Here is a 16,775-nt window from a genome sequence, read left to right on the forward strand (position 1 = left end):
TCGGGCCGGGGTCTCCCCCGCCCGCGTCCGGCCCGCGTCCGGCCCCGTTCCGGTCTCAGCGCTCGGAGGCCGCCAGCTGCCCGCAGGCCCCGTCGATCTCCTGGCCCCGGGTGTCCCGTACGGTCACCGGCACCCCGTGCGCGGCGATCGCCTCGACGAACGCCTTCTCGTCCTCGGGCCGGGACGCGGTCCACTTGGACCCCGGCGTCGGGTTCAGCGGGATCAGGTTGACGTGCACCCGCTTGCCCTTGAGCAGGCGGCCGAGCAGGTCACCACGCCATGCCTGGTCGTTGATGTCCCGGATCAGCGCGTACTCGATGGACACGCGACGACCGGACTTCTCCGCGTACTCCCACGCGGCGTCGAGCACCTCGCGCACCTTCCAGCGCGTGTTGACCGGGACGAGCGTGTCGCGCAGCTCGTCGTCCGGCGCGTGCAGCGACACGGCGAGGCGGCACTTGAAGCCCTCGTCCGCGAAGCGGAGCATCGCGGGCACCAGACCCACGGTGGAGACGGTGATGCCGCGCTGCGAGAGCCCCAGCCCGTCCGGCTCCGGATCGGTCAGCCGACGGATCGCGCCGACCACCCGGTTGTAGTTGGCCAGCGGCTCGCCCATGCCCATGAACACGATGTTGGAGAGCCGCGCCGGGCCGCCGGGAACCTCTCCGTCGCGCAGCGCCCGCATGCCGTCCACGATCTGGTGGACGATCTCCGCGGTCGACAGATTGCGGTCGAGACCGGCCTGCCCGGTGGCGCAGAACGGGCAGTTCATCCCGCATCCCGCCTGGGACGAGATGCACATCGTCACCCGCTCCGGGTAGCGCATCAGGACCGACTCGACGAGCGTCCCGTCATGCAGCCTCCACAGCGTCTTGCGGGTGGTGTCGTCGTCGCAGCTGATGTGCCGCACCACCGACATCAGCTCCGGGAACATCGCCTCGGCGAGCTTGTCCCGCGAGGCGGCCGGGATGTTGGTCCACTCTGCCGGGTCGTGCGCGTACCGCGCGAAGTAGTGCTGCGAGAGCTGCTGCGCACGGAACGGCTTCTCGCCGATCGCGGCGACGGCCTCCTTGCGCTCGGCGGGCGTGAGGTCGGCGAGGTGCCGCGGCGGCTTCTTGGCTCCGCGGGGCGCGACGAAAGTGAGTTCTCCGGGCTTAGGCATGGTTCATCCAGTGTCGCAGACACGCCGTGGTCCTCCGGGCCGTCGCCCAGCTCAGGCCAGGCGACGGCTACGCGGAGCCGGTCGTCATTGGTCGTCACCGGTTGTCACTGGCGGCCCTTCGACGGCCCACAGACGGCCCGGCGTCATGGCTCTGCCCGCAGGTCAGAGTTTCCAGGCGGGGTCCGCGCGCGCCCGTAGGGGTGCCGCCATCGACGCACTCCTCCACAGCGCTTACCGCTTCTTGCGGATGCTGCGCCTCTTCGCCTTGGCTTCTTTCTCCTTGCGCTGCGCGACCCCATAGGCGGACCAGGGCCCCTGATGCTTCGCGCAACGAGAGGTGCCTACTACTGCAAGATTTCGGCACGCCGTACCGGCATTGGTTCGAGCGCCGCACTTGGACTGTGATGCCATTGCCTGCCCTCCATGAATCTACGAGTTCTGGACCAGGGGCAGGCTTCCACTGAGTGCTGCGCCGGAGGAGGCGTATCCGCGGGGCACGGAAGCACGCTCGGGATCACCCGCGCCGCCCCTCCGACAGGCAGGCGGGGGTTGGTGTGCCAAGCTGTAATGACCACCCTAGGGAAGTGAGGAGTAATGGCGGAAAGCGCCAGGGACATCGCCGACGTACTGCGCAAACGCATTCGCTCCGGCGATCTGGCTCCCGGCGTACGACTGCCCGGCGAACCCGCCCTAGTGAAGTCGTACGGAGTAGCCAAGGAGACAGCACGTCGGGCCCTGATGCTGCTGGTCAGCGAAGGGCTCGCAGTGCGCCGCAAGGGAAGCGGCACGTACGTCCGGGAGTTTCAGCCGATCCGCCGGGTCGCGAACCGAAGGCTTGCACAGGAAGGCTGGGGTTCGGGACAGTCGATCTGGAGTTCCGACCTCGGCAAGCGCTCCATGCAGGTCACGGACCTTCGCGTGTACGAAGCCCCGGCCCCGGTCGACGTCGCTCGCGTTCTGGGCTTGGCCGAGGGAACTCCCGTTATCGTGCGAGACCGCTTGTTCAGGGTTGAGGGCGAGCCGGTGCAGGCGGCCGTCTCATACCTGCCAGCCGACCTCGTTCGTGAGTCACCCATCGCCCAGGAGGACACCGGACCGGGCGGAACATACGCACGTTTGGCCGAGCTCGGAGCCAAACCGGTTCGGTTCGTCGAGGAGCTGCGGTCGCGCATGCCCAGCCAGGAAGAGTCCGAGCGGTTGCGACTGGCTGACGGAACTCCCGTAGTCGAGATCTACCGGACAGCGCTCACGGCCCAGGACAGGCCGGTCGAAGTGAACCGGATGCTGCTGGACGCCGGAGCGTATGTCATGGAGTACCACATCACCGGCTGACGCAACTCCCACACAAACCCCGAAGGACCCGCTGTCGCGGGTCCTTTTTCATGCCCGCTTGACCTCCCTAGGGAGATCTGAGTAAATATCCCTAGGGAGGTTCGCAGCGAACCGCAGCCCGAAAAGGGCTACTTCGTCGTGGACAGACCTTGCTCAGCAACTCCATAGCGTGATCCACCGCAGCGCGACGGCCGTGACAGCACCGGCCGAGGCGAGTGGAGACCAGTCGGCCGAGAAGGGGCCCCCGTCACACCGGGGCCCGACAACCCGGATGGGGGCTACGCCACCGACTCGAAAGAACCGCGCGGCACACCTTGGAGCTGCCACCTCAGACGTCCGGGATTTCGGATCTCCCCGGACCGAGCAGCGCCGTGCGAACAGGAGAACCGAACCTCAACCCCCGCTTCATCAACCTGTGGAGTCCTGATGTTCCTACGAATATGCAGGGCGCTGCCCGTGCCATGGACCGGCACGGGCAGCGATGCCCTTCGCGTCCACCCGGTCCGCGGACCCCGCCGGGATACCCGGTGATTCGCGGAGTCGGGACACTCTCGCAGCGGTTGCTGCGCCGGTTGCCTGCCCTGCCCGTCCGGCCGCTTTTTGCGGCTGTACGGGCGGGGTTGAGGGGAGCCGGAGAGTCCGGCCCCGGAAGGGGGAACGTCCGATGGAGATCGCCGCTGCTGTTGTCGCGGTCATCGGCACCGTGCTGGGGGCCGCCACGGTCGGTGTCCAGCAGTATTTCGCGGTCAGGGCCCAGCGTCGGCAGGCGCTGCGCGACCGGGCCATGACTGCCCTGGGTGACCTGAGCGTCGCCCTGGCGGATCACCGCCGCGCGATGTGGACGCGGGAGGACCTGCGCCTCTCGGGTGCGGCCCCGGGCGAGGTGGCCGAGGCCCGCGAGGCGAGCCACGTCACCCGCTCCGCCGTTACCGCCCCGCAGGTCGCCCTCACGGTGCTCCTGCCGGCGCTTCGGCTCGACATCGACGCGGCCGTCCGCGCCACGTACGACATGCGCCACGCCCAGACCACCGAGGTCCTGGCCTCGCGGCGCGAAAAGGCCGTATGCGCGGCCGACGCGCTGACCGCTACGGCGGCGCGCGTCCTGTCCCGCCCCTGAACCACACGACGGAGGAGCCATGGACCGCTTCAGCGAAGCACTCGCCCGAGCCGCTCAGCGGCAGCGGGAACTGGAGGAGATGCACGCCGACTACGAAGAGATCGACGTGGAGCTGTTCACCGGCCCGGCCGCCGAGTCCGTGATGGAGCGGGCGGCGCGGCTGGGCGTTGCCCACGAGGTCCTCGCCGAGCTGCGGGAGAGCGACCTGGAGACTGCGGCCTACGCCGAGTCGCTGCTGCGGACCCTGCCCCTGAAGACGCGGCAGTCGGACGGTCGGCGCCCGCGCCGGACGGTCCGCCGCTCGGTGAAGGGCCGTGCGGCTGGTTCGGCGGTGGCGGCGTGATGGGGCACACCGCGCAGATCTCCAACCGTGGCGGGCGGTGGCGCCTGTACGTGACCCTGCCGGGCCCGGTGTCGCGGTGGCCGGAGCACGACTTCGGCCCGACGCCCACCGTGCCGACGCCGGCCGAGCGTTCACGGGCGCTCGCCGGTCTCGGCTTCGTGTTCACCGAGGGCGCCGAGTGGGAGTGGAGGGAGTACAGCGAGACGCTCGACGACGACACGTCGCCGGTGCGGCTGCTGGCCTCCGTCCGTGTGTGTTCACGGGGCGGGGGTGCGGCGTGAACGCCGGGCAGATTCGTTCAGCGGACCGGGCGCTGTCGGCCGGGACGTGGCTGATCGTGGGCGGGGCGATGCTGTACTCGATCCTCACGGTGACCCCGCTCGCGGCCCGCCACACCCCCGATACGTGGCGGTGGACGGCCCCGATCCTGCCGCTCGTCGTGGACGCCGCGGTGGTCATCGTGGTCCGTCTGGATGCCACCCTGGCCCGCCTCGGCGGGCACGGCGGATGGTGGCCCATCGCACTGCGGTGGATGACCGGGGCCATGACCCTGGCCCTGAACGTCGCCGACTCCGCCCTGAAGAAAGACCTGGTCGGAGCGGCAGTCCACTCCGTCGCGCCTCTCCTGCTGATCGTCACGGCGGAGACCGGTCTTGCCTACCGCCGGGCCATCGCCGCCGCCGTGATCGAGCTGAACGCCCGTGAACACGCGGAGAAGGAGGCCCGAGAGCGGGCCCGGACCGAAGCCCGGGAGCGGGCCGAGCGCAGCGCCCGGGAGGAGCGTGAGCACAAGGCCGCGCTGGCGCGTGAACAGCGGGAGCACGAGGCCGTGTTGGCTCGTGAACAGCGTGAGCACGATGAGCGGGTCCGGGGTGAGGAGCAGGCCCGGGCCGAGGGCCGGGAGCGGGCTGAACGTGAGGCCCGTGAACGCGCCGAGATGGAGCGTGAACAGCAGCGGGCCGAGCGTGAACGCCGTGAACAGGAGGCGGCCCGGCAGCACGAGAACGAGCGTCGGGAGCGTGAGGCCCGTGAACGCGCCGAGGCCGCGCGTGAACAACAGCGGCGTGAGCGTGAACGCCGTGAACAGGCCGAGCGGGCCGAGCAGGAGCGTGCCGCGCTGCTGTCTGGCGGGCCGGTGACCGAGAAGCTGCCCGAGGACCGGGCCCGGCGGATTGTCGCCGCCGCGTTCGAGTCCGGGTTGCCGGTGCGTACGGCCGCCGATCTGTGCGGCTGGTCGACCGGATGGGTCTCCGCCCGCTATCAGGACCTGCGCGACACCAAGACCACCCCTGCCCTTGAGGGAGCCCCTGCATGAACACGCTCCCCGTTTACCGGTGGCGTCTGGCCCCGGAGGGTCTGGCCACTCGCCGTCAGCTCCGCGCCGCGGGGCTGCGGCCCGGTGGTCAGCCGGTCGTTGCCCAGCTCGAACGGCCGCGGCGGCGCCGGGGTCCGCTGGTCGCGTATCTGTACCGGGTCGACCGGGCCCGGCCGGTGCGGCCGATGACCCCGGCCCGCCGGGCCGCGCTCGCCGCAGCCATGCGCGCCCGCTGCACGTGCCCGGTCTGCCGCCGCGACACCGGGTACTGCATCCCGCGGTCACTCGGCATGTGCGTGGCCTGCCACGACAACCCCACCCCCGAAGGGGAGTCCCGTGTTCGCTGACATCGCGTTCCTTCTCTACGTCGGTCACCTGATTGCCGACTACGGCCTGCAGACCGACCACCAGGCCGGGCACAAGGCCGGTCCCGGCCGGAAGGGCTGGGTGGCCAACCTGACCCACACCGCCACCCACGTCACCGTCTGCGGCCTCCTCCTCGCGCTCGGTACGGCCGTCCTCGGGTGGCGGCTTCCGGTGCTGCCCGCTCTGGCCGCGCTCCTGTGGATCGGTGCCACGCACGCGGTCATCGACCGGCGCTGGCCGGTCCGCTGGTGGATGACGCACACCGGATCGACGGACTGGTTCACCCGTGGTGGTGCCGCGCACGTCGACCAGACCGCCCACATCGCCGCGCTCGTCGTCGCGGCTCTCTGCCTCTCCGCCTGAAAAGGGGACCACCACCATGGCAACCACCAACAGGGTCAACGGCTCCCGGCAGCAGCAGGCGCGGAGGACTCCGCCGCCGCCCCGCAGCGGGGGAACCGGCAAGGGCGACAAGTTCGCCTCGGTGGCGGGCGCCGCCGCCGGCGGTTTCGTCGGCGCGATGGGCGCGAACTTCGTCCCGCCGATCAACCTGACGATCAACAACAGCAAGACGTCGGCGCCCGCCTCCGGGGCCCGCCAGCACGTGGAGAGCCTGCTGCCCGCGCCGGAGTTCTCCTCCCCGGCGCAGATCCGCAACTACTGCAACAGCCTGCGGGCCGCGGCCGTGATGCTGTCCTTCGAGGTCGCGATGGGTGCGGAGATCCTCAAGGCCGTGCTGGGCACGGTCCCGGACGCGGACGGCCGGATGGGCGGCGCGAAGATCCGCGCGTTCAAGGTCTCCCGGAAGATGCAGCGCGCGGCGGACGAGCTGCGCAACGCCGCCAAGCTCGCCGCGGCCTGCTACGCCCAGTTCCAGCAGGAGTACGAGGGCGAGCTCAACGCCCACCGCCACCAGGCCCGCAAGCGCCAGCAGCCGCGCATGAACTGGACCTCCCAGTGAGCCGCCGGGTCTGGGCTGACCAGGACGGACGAGACGTGGACCGGGAGATGGAGAGGATGGCACGGCGGATGAGGACCCACGACGAGCACAGCACACCACACGGACGCGGCGTCGGTGCGTATCTCCTGCACCGGGCCAAGCCCCACCTGCCGCCGTGGCTCGGTGTCGCCGGGATCGGAATCGCCGGATCGGGCGCCCACCTGCTGTGGGCGGACTCGGTCGGTGCCGGTGTCGGCCTGACCCTGTCGGCCGTGGCCCTGACCGGAGCCACGTGGTGGGCCGGGCGCGAGACCAGCCCGCAGCGGCGTCTGCACTCCGCGATCACGGTCGCGGCCGGGGCCGGGTGGATGACCGGGGCCGCGCTCGCCGGTCCCCTGGCCGGGATCCTGCCCGACACCTACCTGATGGGCGGGGCCGTCCTCGCCCTGTCCTGGAACGTGCGGATGGCGCTGCGCACGGCGTCGGACGGTTCGGCGCCCGCCGAGTCCGCCGACAAGGGGCTGCTGGCCAAGGTCGGTCTTGCGAAGGCGATGATCGGCCGGACCGAGGTCGAACCGAACCGCGTCACCGCCAGCCTGGCCCTGGAGGGCGGGGAACAGACCAACGACGACGTCGCGAAGGCGCTCGTACGAATCGCATCCGCTCTCGATCTTCCGCAGTCGGCGGTCCGCTACCAGCCCGATCCGGACTCGGCACGTCGTGGCGAGCTGGTCATCGTTCCCCGGGACATGCTGACCGAGCCCCAGGTGTGGGAAGGCCCCTCCCTCCCGGGCGGCTCGATCATGGACCCGCTGGTCATCGGCCGGTACGACGACGGCTCCCCGCTGATGGTGTGGCTGCCCGGCGATCCGGAGCAGGGGCGCAACGCCCAGCACTTCCTCATCGCCGGGGGCACCGGCTCCGGGAAGGGCGACACCGCCCTGAACTTGCAGACGGAGATCCTGTCCCGCCGCGACGTCATCATGTGGCTGTCGGACCCCAAGGCGTTCCAGGACTTCCGGCCGCTGCTGCCCGCCTACGACTGGGCCGTGGAAGGCGGGGCCGGTACCGAGGCGATGGTCGCCGCGCTCCAGCAGGTGATCCCGGCCCGGACCGGGTGGCTCGGGAAGCACTCCTACCGGCAGTGGACCCCGCAGGCCGCCGAACAGCAGACCGACCCGGCGCACTCCTGCCAGCAGGACGGCGGGTGCGGGTGCGAGGGCATGCCCTACCTCGTGGCGTGGATGGAGGAGGCCGCCAACTCGCTGCGGGCGCTCGGCGACGACGCGTTCACCGGCATCGCCCAGGAGGCCCGGTCCGCCGGGTGCTCACTGTTCATCTCGCTCCAGCGCCCGTCGTATGACCAGATGTCGACGAGTACCCGGGCCTCACTCCCCTCGGTCATCGCGCTCGGCTGCGACCCGAGGGACGAGGGGTTCAGCCTCCCTGACACGGTCATCGACGCCGGAGCCCACCCCGGTGCGTGGGGCAACCGGCGGCCCGGCTACTGCTACGTCGTCGCGGGCGGCATCGACCCCGACCGCTACGCGTCCCCGGCCCGCACCCGGCAGTTCACCCAGGCCGCCACGGCGGTCATGGAAATGCTCGCGCAGTGGGCCGTCCGCAACGGCGCCACCGCCGACCCAGTCACCGCCGGGGCCGCGAAAGCGGTCGTCGGCAACGCGTACACCGGCCGCCCCACCGAAACCGACGAGACGGAGCAGGTTGCCGTGCCGGACCAGGACGACGACATCCAGACCGGCACCCGGCTTGCCCCCGAGGACGCCGCCATGGACCCCGAGACCGACCTTCCCCCGGCCCAGCAGGGCGACGACGCCCCGCTGTTCGGCCAGGACACCGGCCGCAAACCGTCCCCCGAGGAAGCCCGCACGTTGTTTGCCCAGGCACTGGACGAGTTCGAGGCGGCCGGGCAGATGGTCGTCGGACCGAAGGACTTCATGGACTGGTGCGACGCCAACGACTACAGCCGCCCATGGGTCTCCGCGCGGCTCCGGGACGCCGCGATGGAGGGCCGGTTGGAGCCGACGAACCAGACCGGCCGGTGGCGGATCGTCCCCGCCCTGACACCTGCGTGACGCCTGACACCGTCACGCACCCGTGACACCCAAACCCCTAGGCGGGAGCGGGTGTCACGCGCCCTGACACCAGGGCCTGACACCCGGCTGACACACGCCCGAGCGGGCCCGCGCCACGTCCTGGCACGGGCCCGCCACGTCCCGAAGGACCACCCCGTGAACCGTCCCGAACCTCGGATGACCGACGCCGAGGCCGCGGCCGAAGCCGAGCGGATCATCACCGACGCCTACCGGCCCGCACCCGTACCTCCCACCACCTACCGCGACACCACCCTGCTGCCCCGGTACGGCACCACACCCCCGGTCGCCCAGCCCGGACGCCCGCCGATGTCCCAGCGCGCCACCGACGCCAGCGCCCTGATGCTCACCGGCAGCGTCGCCGCCCTGTCCGTCGGCGGCGCCACCTCCCTCGTCCTCTACACCCTCGGCCAGGTCGACCCGGTCACCCTCGCCCTCGGCGCCGCCGGACCCGTCGCCCTCGTCCTCGCCGCCGGATCCCTCCTGCGCTCCCTCGGCCACGCACGGGCCGACACCCACACCGAACACCACCACCACTACACCGGCCCCGTCCACCAAGACCACCACAGCACCCACACCACCACCCGAGGCGTGTGGGCCAAAACCACCAACCAGGAGGCCCCGTGATCTGCGACCTGTGCGACCCCACCGACGACACCGACGAGGAAACCGGGGAGCCGTACCGCGACGACGCCACGGTCGTGGTGCTGCGGCGGGCCACCGCCTGAACCCTCGCCCCCCGATAGCACGCCGACGGCGGCCCCCATCCGACCAAGATCCGGGGCCGCCGTCGTCCAGCACAACTCACTGGAGGAGTTCAGCATGACCCATCCGAGCCCGATCCGGCGAGACCACCTGACGTCCGCCCTCGACCTGGCGGCAGCGGGCGTGCCCGTCCTGCCGCTACGCATCCACAAGGCCCCGTTCGGGAACTGCCCCGACTGCGCCAGGAACGCGTGCGGCGGCCGACCGAACATGCGAGTCCCGGGCTCCTGTGTCTGCCCTCGGCCGTGCCATGCCTGGGCCGCCGCCACCACCGACCCCGGCGTCATCACCTCCCCGGCCTGGGCACGCGCGTGGCGCGAGGCGACGGCAATCGCCTACCACCCCGGCGGTGTCCGCCTCACCGTCGTCGACCTCGACAACGCCGACGCCATCGCCTGGGCCACCCGGCACCTGCCGCCCACCCGCACCGTCCCCACCACCCGGGGACAGCACTGGATCTACGCGGGCACCATGCCCTCCGCGAACGGCGTACGCCCTGGCGTGGACATCAAATCCCGCATGTCCTACGCCCGCTGGCTCGGCCCCGGCACCGGCACCATGACCGCCCTCCCGGACGCCGTGCGCGCGCTGTCCGTGAAGAAGCCGCCGCCCGTCCGGCCCGTGACCGTGACGGTGCCCGGCCTGGCCGGGGGCGGGGAGTGTCCTCACCGCACACCGGCCTACCTGGAGCGCGGGATCGTCATGGCTGAGCAGCGCATCACTGAGGCCCGCAGTGCGATCCACGCGACCGTCTACCGGACGTTTCTCGCCGTGCTGTCCGTCCATGGCCGGTGTGGCTGCCTGACCGACATGCACGTCGAACGGCTGTTCGCCGCCGCACAGGCCAGGGGCGAGAGTCCCCGGCACTGCGCCGACGCATGGGCCAACGCCCTCACCGCGCTGGGGATGTGAGGCGTGTCCGAGGACGAGAAGAACCCGGCACGCGAGGTCATCACCGACTACGCGCAGCGGCACTTCCGGTACTTCCGGACCGCAGACGGAACCGTCTACGCCCAGCGCAACGGCCACCCCGTCGCCCGCCCCATCCGCTCCCAGGGCACCACGGGCAGCCACCGCCAAGAACTCATGGTCGGCATGTACAAGGACAAGGTCGGAGTCTTCAACGGAACCTCGCTGAAGGAAGCTCTGGACCTGATCGAAGCCCTCGCCTTGACCGAGGCCACCCAGACGGTCCACATCCGCGTCGCCCCCGGATTCGACGGAGCCACCTGGCTCGACCTGGGCCGCGCCGATGGGCAGTCCGTCCGCATCCACCCCACCGGCTGGGAGATCACCGTCCCCGACCCGCGCGAGGTGTGCTGGCGACGCACCCAGCTCACGGGCGAGTTGCCCCTGCCCGTCAAGGACACCGACGGCAAGGGAATCGACCTGCTGCTCAGGCTCTGCAACTTCGCGGGCGCCGAAACCGAATGCCTCGCCATCGCATGGCTGATCGGCTGCCTCGGACCGTCCGTCCCCGTCCCGGCCCCGTTCCTCACCGGGCCGCAGGGAGCGGGGAAATCCACGGGCGGGCGGATGCTGGTGCGGATCGTGGAAGGCATGAGCGGGGACCTGCGCCGGGCCCCGAAGGACGAGGAGAACCTGATCGCGGCCGTGGCCGCCGGATGGGTCACCGCCCTGGACAACCTCTCCCACATGACCCCGGACCTGTCCGACGCCATGTGCTGCATCGTCACCGGAGCCGAGTCCGTGAAAAGGGCTCTCTTCACCGACGGGGACGTGCACCGGGCCCGCTACCGCCGCCCCCTGCTCCTGACCGGCATCGACGTCGGAGTGATCCGCCCCGACCTCGCCGAACGGCTGCTGCCACTGCGTCTGGAGCGGCCCCGGGTGCGGCGGACCGAGGCCGAGCTCTGGACGGAGTACGAAGAGGCACTGCCTGTCATCCTCGGGTCGCTCCTCGACCTCACGGTCAAAGTGCGTGCCGCCACCGCGGAGACACCAACTGATCTGCGGATGGCCGACTTCGCCCACCTCTGCGCCCAGCTCGACGTCGCCACGGGGCTGGGGGCTCTGCCCGCATACCGGGCGGTCCTGGACGACCTCAACGACGACGTCATCGAGGGCGACCTGCTGGCGCAGACCGTCCTCCAGCACGCCGACAGCCTCGAACCCGGCGGCGAGCAGCGGATGACGTCCACGGAGTGGCTGCACTGTCTGAGCCGCCTCTACAGCGGCGACGAACTGCGCCCCCTGCCGAAAGGGTGGCCGACCACGGGCAAAGTGCTCTCCGACCGGCTCAAGCGCCTCCAGCCCACCCTTGCGGCCCGGGGTGTTCTCATCGACAGCGGACGCACCAAAACCGGCCGCTACCTCGAAATGACCCGCCAGGCCGCATCCCCGCCCCCGCCCCCGCAGCAGGCAGCGGCGTTCTGACCACGCCACCCGGTCACCCGGACAAGCAAGAGGAGCACGCCCGCCCGGGTGCTCCTCTTGCTTGTCCGGCGTAAGCCGCTCAAGGGACGTGCCCGGAGGGCCCCTCACCTCGTCTGAAGGGTCACCTGCACTACTACAGACACCCCTCCCTTTTCCTAAGTAGGGAAGGTCTGCGTCACCCGCGTCACCCGGGACGGAAACCGGCCCCTGACCTGCACCGGCAGGGGTGACGCAGACAGCAAATCCTGCGTCACCCCTGCGTCACCCGCGTCACCCCGCACGTCACCGGTGGCGCAGGAGGTGACGCACGGGTGACGCACACCCGATCCGGTGCGTCACCCAAAGCCGCAGGTCGCAGGCCCGGATGACGCGGGTGACGCGGTGACGCAGGAATCCGCACCTCGGACAGGTGCGCCCCGAAATGCCCACCGCTCGAAGCCCCGGCTTCCCGCCAAGGAGTCGCATCGTGGCCCCGAAACGCATCCCAGAGGCAGACCCGCAGACGACTCTGCGCGCCGGACTGCCAGACCGCTATCTCACCCCCGAAGACCTCATCGAGATGTTCAGCCTGCCGAGCATCGAGACGCTCTACACCTGGCGCAAGACCGGAGTCGGCCCGCCCGCCATCCGCATCGGAAAGTACCTGCGCTACGACCCCGCTGCCGTCCGTGGCTGGGTCGAGAGCAACACCGAAACCGCCGCCGCCTGACACCCCACCAACCGGCAGGGGCGCGACCCGCGCGGGTCGCGCCCCTGCCGCATGCCCACAGGAGCATCCTTTGGCCGGTCACATCCAAGACCGCTGGTTCAAGAGCGAGACCACCGCCGAGGGCAAGGCCGTCCGAGTGAAGACCGACCGGCACGGGCTCGGACTTCGCTACCGTGCCCGCTACGTCGGCCCCGACGGCACCGAGAAGTCGAAGAGCTTCCCGGACCGACAGAAGCGGCTCGCTGAAAACTGGCTCGCCAACGTCGCTTCCGACATGTCGCGAGGTCAGTACGTCGACCCCCGCGCCGCCAGGGTGACGTTCAAGGGGTACGCCGAGAAGTGGCTCACGGCTCATACCGCCGACGTGTCCAGTCAGATCGTGACGGAACAGCGGTTGCGGCTGCACGCGTTCCCCGTTCTCGGCACTCGTCCGCTCGACTCGTTCCGCCCCGAGCACATCCGCGGACTCGTCAGTGCCCTGGAGTCGAACCCCGCTGTGAGCGGCGCATACGCGCGCAACATCTACGGCGACGTACGAGCGGTACTGAGCGCGGCCGTGGACGACGGCCTGTTGTCGCGCAACCCGTGCTCCGTGAAGTCTGTCCGCCCGCCCGCAGTCGAGCGGCGCCGCGTCGTGCCGTGGCTGCCTGCCCAGGTGCACGCAGTTCGCGCGGCGCTCCCTGAGCGGTACCAGACCATGGTGGACACCGGGGCGGGGTGCGGACTCCGGCAGGGTGAGATCGTGGGTCTCGCTGAGGAAGCGGTCGACTTCGAGGGCGGCATCCTGCGTGTGGTCCGGCAGGTGAAGCTCATCCGAGGGAAGGCGGTGTTCGCCCCGCCCAAGTGCAACCGGGAACGTGACGTACCGCTGCCGCCGTCGGTGGCTAGGGCTCTGCGCGTCCACATGGACACCTTCAAACCGGTTGAGATCACGCTGCCGTGGCGGAAGCCAGATGGTCCGAAGGTCTCGGCCCGCCTTCTGTTCACGAACAGCGCGAGCGGGGTCGTATGGCGCAGCAACTTCAACATCCAGGAGTGGAAGCCCGCGCTCGCGGTCGCCGGCCTCATCCCGGACGCCGGGCCGGACGGCAAGCACGGGTCCGCGCGCGAGCATGGCATGCATGCCCTGAGACACTTCTATGCCTCGGTGCTTCTGGACGCTGGCGAGAGCATCAAGGCCGTGAGCCAGTACCTGGGGCACACCGATCCCGCGCTCACACTGCGCGTGTACGCGCACCTCATGCCGTCGAGCCAGGAACGGACCCGGAACGCCATTGACGGGCTGTTCTTGCCTGCCTCTGAGGGGCCCGACGGCCCAGAGACGGCCCAATAGCACGCGAACGGCCCCTGACGAACACTAAACGTCCTGGTCAGGGGCCATTCGCTGCCGAATCGCCGCCAGTTCTCCGGGCTTAGGCATGGTTCATCCAGTGTCGCAGACCGAACGACGAGGGCCCGCCGCCCTGTGGACAACGTCCTCAGGGCGGCGGGCCCCACACATGAATGCCCAGGTCAGGGCGGCGAACCGTCCTGTACGGATCAGCCGGAACCCACGAACAGCACCAGCAGCAGCCAGACCACGGGGGCGCTCGGCAGCAGCGAGTCCAGCCGGTCCATGATCCCGCCGTGCCCCGGCAGCAGCGTGCCCATGTCCTTGATGCCGAGGTCCCGTTTGATCATCGACTCGCCCAGGTCGCCGAGGGTGGCGCTGACGGCCACCGCGAGCCCGAGCAGCAGTCCCTGCCACCAGGCACCGCCGTCGATCAGGAACTGCATGCACAGCGCGCCCGCGACCATCGCGAAGGCGACGGCCCCGAACAGCCCCTCACGGGTCTTGCCCGGGCTGATGCGCGGTGCGAGCTTGTGCTTGCCGAAGCGCCAGCCGACCGCATACGCCCCCGTGTCGCTGACCACGGTCAGCAGCAGGAAGGTGAGCACCCGCTGCGGTCCGTCGTCCGCGGTCAGGAGCATGGCGACGAAGGTGGCCAGGAACGGCACGTAGAACGCGGCGAACACGCCGGCCGTGACGTCCTTGAGGTAGCCCTCCGGCGGCTGCGTCATCCGCCAGACGAGCACCGCGAGCGCGGTCAGCGCCACGGTCACCCAGGCGCCCTCGGCGCCCTTCGTGTAACCGGCCACCACCATCGCCGCGCCGCCGACCGCCAGCGGCACGAGCGGCGCGTTGATGCCCTTGCGCTCCGACAGCCGGGAGGTGAGCTCCCACAGGCCCACCACGACGGCGACGACGATCACGCCGACGAAGACGGCCTTCACGACGAACAGCGAGGCGACGATGACGGCGCCGAGCCCCACACCGACCCCTATGGCGGCTCGCAGATCACGGCCCGCACGTTTCTTCTGCGGGGGCGGGGGCGCGGTGGACATGGGCTCCTGCGGCTTCTCGTCGCGGACCGGGAGGCCGCCGCTCAGGCGTGCGGCTCCCCGGTCCCGGTCTTCACGGTCATCTGCGTCTCTGCCTGCGTCGTCTCTGCCTGCGTCGGACATGTCCGGCACGATGGGCATGGGCCGAGTCTGCTGGGCGCCCCGCTCATCGTGGACAGGACCCGCCGGGGCGGCCCACATCTCGGGCGCACCCCGGTGGCCGGCCCCCTGCGGGGCACCCCAGGAAGAGTCGTTCATCAGACTTCGAGCAGCTCGGCTTCCTTGTGCTTCAGCAGCTCGTCGACCTGTGCGACGTACTTCGCGGTGGTGTCGTCGAGCTCCTTCTCGGCGCGACGCACCTCGTCCTCGCCGGTCTCCTTGTCCTTGACCATCTTGTCGAGGGCCTCCTTGGCCTTGCGGCGCACGGCCCGGATGGAGATCTTGGAGTCCTCGGCCTTCGCCTTGGCGACCTTGATGTAGTCGCGGCGGCGCTCCTCGGTGAGCTCCGGGAAGGTCACCCGGATGATATTGCCGTCGTTGCTCGGGTTGACGCCGAGGTCCGAGTCGCGGATGGCCTGCTCGATGTTGCGCAGCGCACTCTTGTCGAACGGCGTCACGACCGCCATGCGGGGCTCGGGCACCGAGAACGAGGCGAGCTGGTTGATCGGGGTCAGCGCGCCGTAGTAATCGGCGACGATCTTGTTGAACATCGCCGGGTGCGCGCGGCCGGTGCGGATCGCGGCGAAGTCCTCTTTCGCGACGACGACGGCCTTCTCCATCTTCTCCTCGGCCTCAAGGAGGGTTTCTTCGATCACCACGTGCTCCTGCGTGTCTTGAGTGGGCCCGGCGTGCTCGGGCCCGCGGGTCTGCGTCGCGTCCTCACCTGCACGGTGTCCGACCGGCAGGCCGTTGTCCATCCTTCGGGGGGCGTAGTGGGTGTTCCCCGCAGGCCCCGAACCTTCCCCGCGGCTTCCCGGGAAGGTTCCCCGGTTCGTTCAGGCCCGGGTGCTCCGGTCGCTCACGAGCGTGCCGATCTTCTCACCCTTGACCGCGCGGGCGATATTGCCGGTCGCGGTCAGTTCGAAGACGAGGATCGGCAGATCGTTGTCTCGGCAGAGCGTGATGGCGGTGGCATCGGCGACCTTGAGATCGCGGGCGAGCACCTCGCCGTATTCGAGCGCGTCGAACTTCACCGCGTCCGGGTTGGCCTTCGGGTCGGAGTCGTAGACCCCGTCCACCCCGTTCTTGCCCATCAGCAGCGCCTGCGCGTCGATCTCCAGTGCGCGCTGGGCGGCCGTGGTGTCCGTGGAGAAGTACGGCATCCCCATGCCGGCGCCGAAGATGACGACGCGGCCCTTCTCCAGGTGGCGCACGGCGCGCAGCGGGATGTAGGGCTCGGCGACCTGCCCCATGGTGATGGCGGTCTGGACGCGGGAGTCGATGCCCTCCTTCTCCAGGAAGTCCTGGAGCGCCAGGCAGTTCATGACCGTGCCGAGCATGCCCATGTAGTCGGACCGGGCCCGGTCCATGCCGCGCTGCTGGAGCTCGGCGCCGCGGAAGAAGTTGCCGCCGCCGATGACGATCGCGATCTCCGCGCCGTCACGGACGACCGCCGCGATCTCCCGGGCGATGGCGTGGACGACGTCGGGGTCGACACCGAGTCCGCCGCCACCGGCGAACGCCTCTCCGGACAGCTTCAGCATGAAGCGTCCGGGCACTTTGCCGTCGTCGCGCTTGTCGTCACCTGTGGCGTTGTCCGCGCCCTTGTTCATGGGGATTCTCCTCGTGCACATACGAAGGAGGCCATTGCCGGTGGGTCTGGTGTCCCTCCGC

18 protein-coding genes are annotated in these 16,775 nt (G+C 70.3%); 14 read left to right on the forward strand and 4 right to left on the reverse strand.

Annotation, left to right across the window (positions count from 1 at the left end):
• Positions 1–55: 55 nt before the first annotated feature.
• On the reverse strand, positions 56–1,162 hold the full coding sequence (rlmN, locus tag ACF1CT_RS00275; protein WP_391781495.1) for a 23S rRNA (adenine(2503)-C(2))-methyltransferase RlmN: 1,107 nt from the start codon (positions 1,160–1,162) through the stop codon (positions 56–58).
• A 594-nt stretch (positions 1,163–1,756) separates the two neighbouring features.
• On the opposite strand from rlmN, the gene ACF1CT_RS00280 reads away from it, so the two are divergent.
• The 14 genes from ACF1CT_RS00280 (at position 1,757) to ACF1CT_RS00345 (ending at position 13,893) form a co-directional block, all read left to right on the forward strand.
• Positions 1,757–2,494: a GntR family transcriptional regulator gene (locus ACF1CT_RS00280; RefSeq protein WP_391781496.1), complete on the forward strand. Its 738-nt coding sequence runs from the start codon at positions 1,757–1,759 to the stop codon at positions 2,492–2,494.
• A 664-nt stretch (positions 2,495–3,158) separates the two neighbouring features.
• Positions 3,159–3,611: a protein kilB gene (locus ACF1CT_RS00285; protein ID WP_391781497.1), complete on the forward strand. Its 453-nt coding sequence runs from the start codon at positions 3,159–3,161 to the stop codon at positions 3,609–3,611.
• 19 nt (positions 3,612–3,630) lie between these two features.
• Complete coding sequence (locus tag ACF1CT_RS00290; protein WP_391781498.1) at positions 3,631–3,954, forward strand: hypothetical protein; 324 nt, start codon at positions 3,631–3,633, stop codon at positions 3,952–3,954.
• The gene (locus ACF1CT_RS00295) at positions 3,954–4,235 is read left to right on the forward strand and encodes a DUF6303 family protein (protein WP_391782141.1); all 282 of its coding nucleotides are present in this window, start codon (positions 3,954–3,956) and stop codon (positions 4,233–4,235) included. The genes ACF1CT_RS00290 and ACF1CT_RS00295 overlap by 1 nt, the downstream gene beginning before the upstream one ends.
• On the forward strand, positions 4,232–5,269 hold the full coding sequence (locus ACF1CT_RS00300) for a DUF2637 domain-containing protein (protein WP_391781499.1): 1,038 nt from the start codon (positions 4,232–4,234) through the stop codon (positions 5,267–5,269). The genes ACF1CT_RS00295 and ACF1CT_RS00300 overlap by 4 nt, the downstream gene beginning before the upstream one ends.
• Complete coding sequence (locus ACF1CT_RS00305) at positions 5,266–5,616, forward strand: RRQRL motif-containing zinc-binding protein (protein WP_391781500.1); 351 nt, start codon at positions 5,266–5,268, stop codon at positions 5,614–5,616. Before ACF1CT_RS00300 ends, ACF1CT_RS00305 begins: the two co-directional genes overlap by 4 nt.
• On the forward strand, positions 5,606–5,998 hold the full coding sequence (locus ACF1CT_RS00310) for a DUF3307 domain-containing protein (protein WP_391781501.1): 393 nt from the start codon (positions 5,606–5,608) through the stop codon (positions 5,996–5,998). The genes ACF1CT_RS00305 and ACF1CT_RS00310 overlap by 11 nt, the downstream gene beginning before the upstream one ends.
• A 16-nt stretch (positions 5,999–6,014) precedes the next feature.
• Positions 6,015–6,596, forward strand: a complete 582-nt coding sequence (gene traA, locus ACF1CT_RS00315) for a plasmid transfer protein TraA (protein ID WP_391781502.1) — start codon at positions 6,015–6,017, stop codon at positions 6,594–6,596.
• 68 nt (positions 6,597–6,664) lie between these two features.
• Entirely contained in the window at positions 6,665–8,671 is a 2,007-nt protein-coding gene (gene traB, locus ACF1CT_RS00320) for a plasmid transfer protein TraB (RefSeq protein WP_391781503.1), read from the forward strand.
• Between the two features lie 177 nt (positions 8,672–8,848).
• A complete protein-coding gene (locus tag ACF1CT_RS00325; protein WP_391782142.1) occupies positions 8,849–9,316 on the forward strand; it encodes a hypothetical protein in 468 nt (155 codons plus the stop codon).
• Between the two features lie 195 nt (positions 9,317–9,511).
• Positions 9,512–10,366 carry a bifunctional DNA primase/polymerase gene (locus ACF1CT_RS00330; RefSeq protein ID WP_391781504.1) on the forward strand — a complete coding sequence of 285 codons (855 nt, stop codon included), beginning with the start codon at positions 9,512–9,514 and terminating at the stop codon, positions 10,364–10,366.
• 3 nt (positions 10,367–10,369) lie between these two features.
• Positions 10,370–11,851 (forward strand): ATP-binding protein, encoded by a 1,482-nt coding sequence (locus ACF1CT_RS00335; RefSeq protein WP_391781505.1) that lies wholly within the window; start codon positions 10,370–10,372, stop codon positions 11,849–11,851.
• 466 nt (positions 11,852–12,317) lie between these two features.
• Positions 12,318–12,560 carry a helix-turn-helix transcriptional regulator gene (locus ACF1CT_RS00340; RefSeq protein ID WP_391781506.1) on the forward strand — a complete coding sequence of 81 codons (243 nt, stop codon included), beginning with the start codon at positions 12,318–12,320 and terminating at the stop codon, positions 12,558–12,560.
• Positions 12,561–12,630: 70 nt separating this feature from the next.
• A complete protein-coding gene (locus ACF1CT_RS00345) occupies positions 12,631–13,893 on the forward strand; it encodes a tyrosine-type recombinase/integrase (protein ID WP_391781507.1) in 1,263 nt (420 codons plus the stop codon).
• Between the two features lie 206 nt (positions 13,894–14,099).
• On the opposite strand, the gene ACF1CT_RS00350 is transcribed toward ACF1CT_RS00345, so the two are convergent.
• The 3 genes from ACF1CT_RS00350 to pyrH form a co-directional block, all read right to left on the reverse strand.
• Positions 14,100–15,200 carry a phosphatidate cytidylyltransferase gene (locus ACF1CT_RS00350; RefSeq protein ID WP_391781508.1) on the reverse strand — a complete coding sequence of 367 codons (1,101 nt, stop codon included), beginning with the start codon at positions 15,198–15,200 and terminating at the stop codon, positions 14,100–14,102.
• Positions 15,200–15,757 carry a ribosome recycling factor gene (frr, locus tag ACF1CT_RS00355; protein ID WP_391781509.1) on the reverse strand — a complete coding sequence of 186 codons (558 nt, stop codon included), beginning with the start codon at positions 15,755–15,757 and terminating at the stop codon, positions 15,200–15,202. Before frr ends, ACF1CT_RS00350 begins: the two co-directional genes overlap by 1 nt.
• A gap of 180 nt (positions 15,758–15,937) precedes the next feature.
• Positions 15,938–16,714, reverse strand: coding sequence for a UMP kinase (gene pyrH / locus ACF1CT_RS00360; RefSeq protein ID WP_391781510.1), 777 nt, complete (start codon positions 16,712–16,714; stop codon positions 15,938–15,940).
• Positions 16,715–16,775: the final 61 nt, after the last annotated feature.

The sequence above is a fragment of the Streptomyces sp. NPDC014734 genome, from assembly GCF_043083325.1.
Lineage (GTDB): Bacteria > Actinomycetota > Actinomycetes > Streptomycetales > Streptomycetaceae > Streptomyces.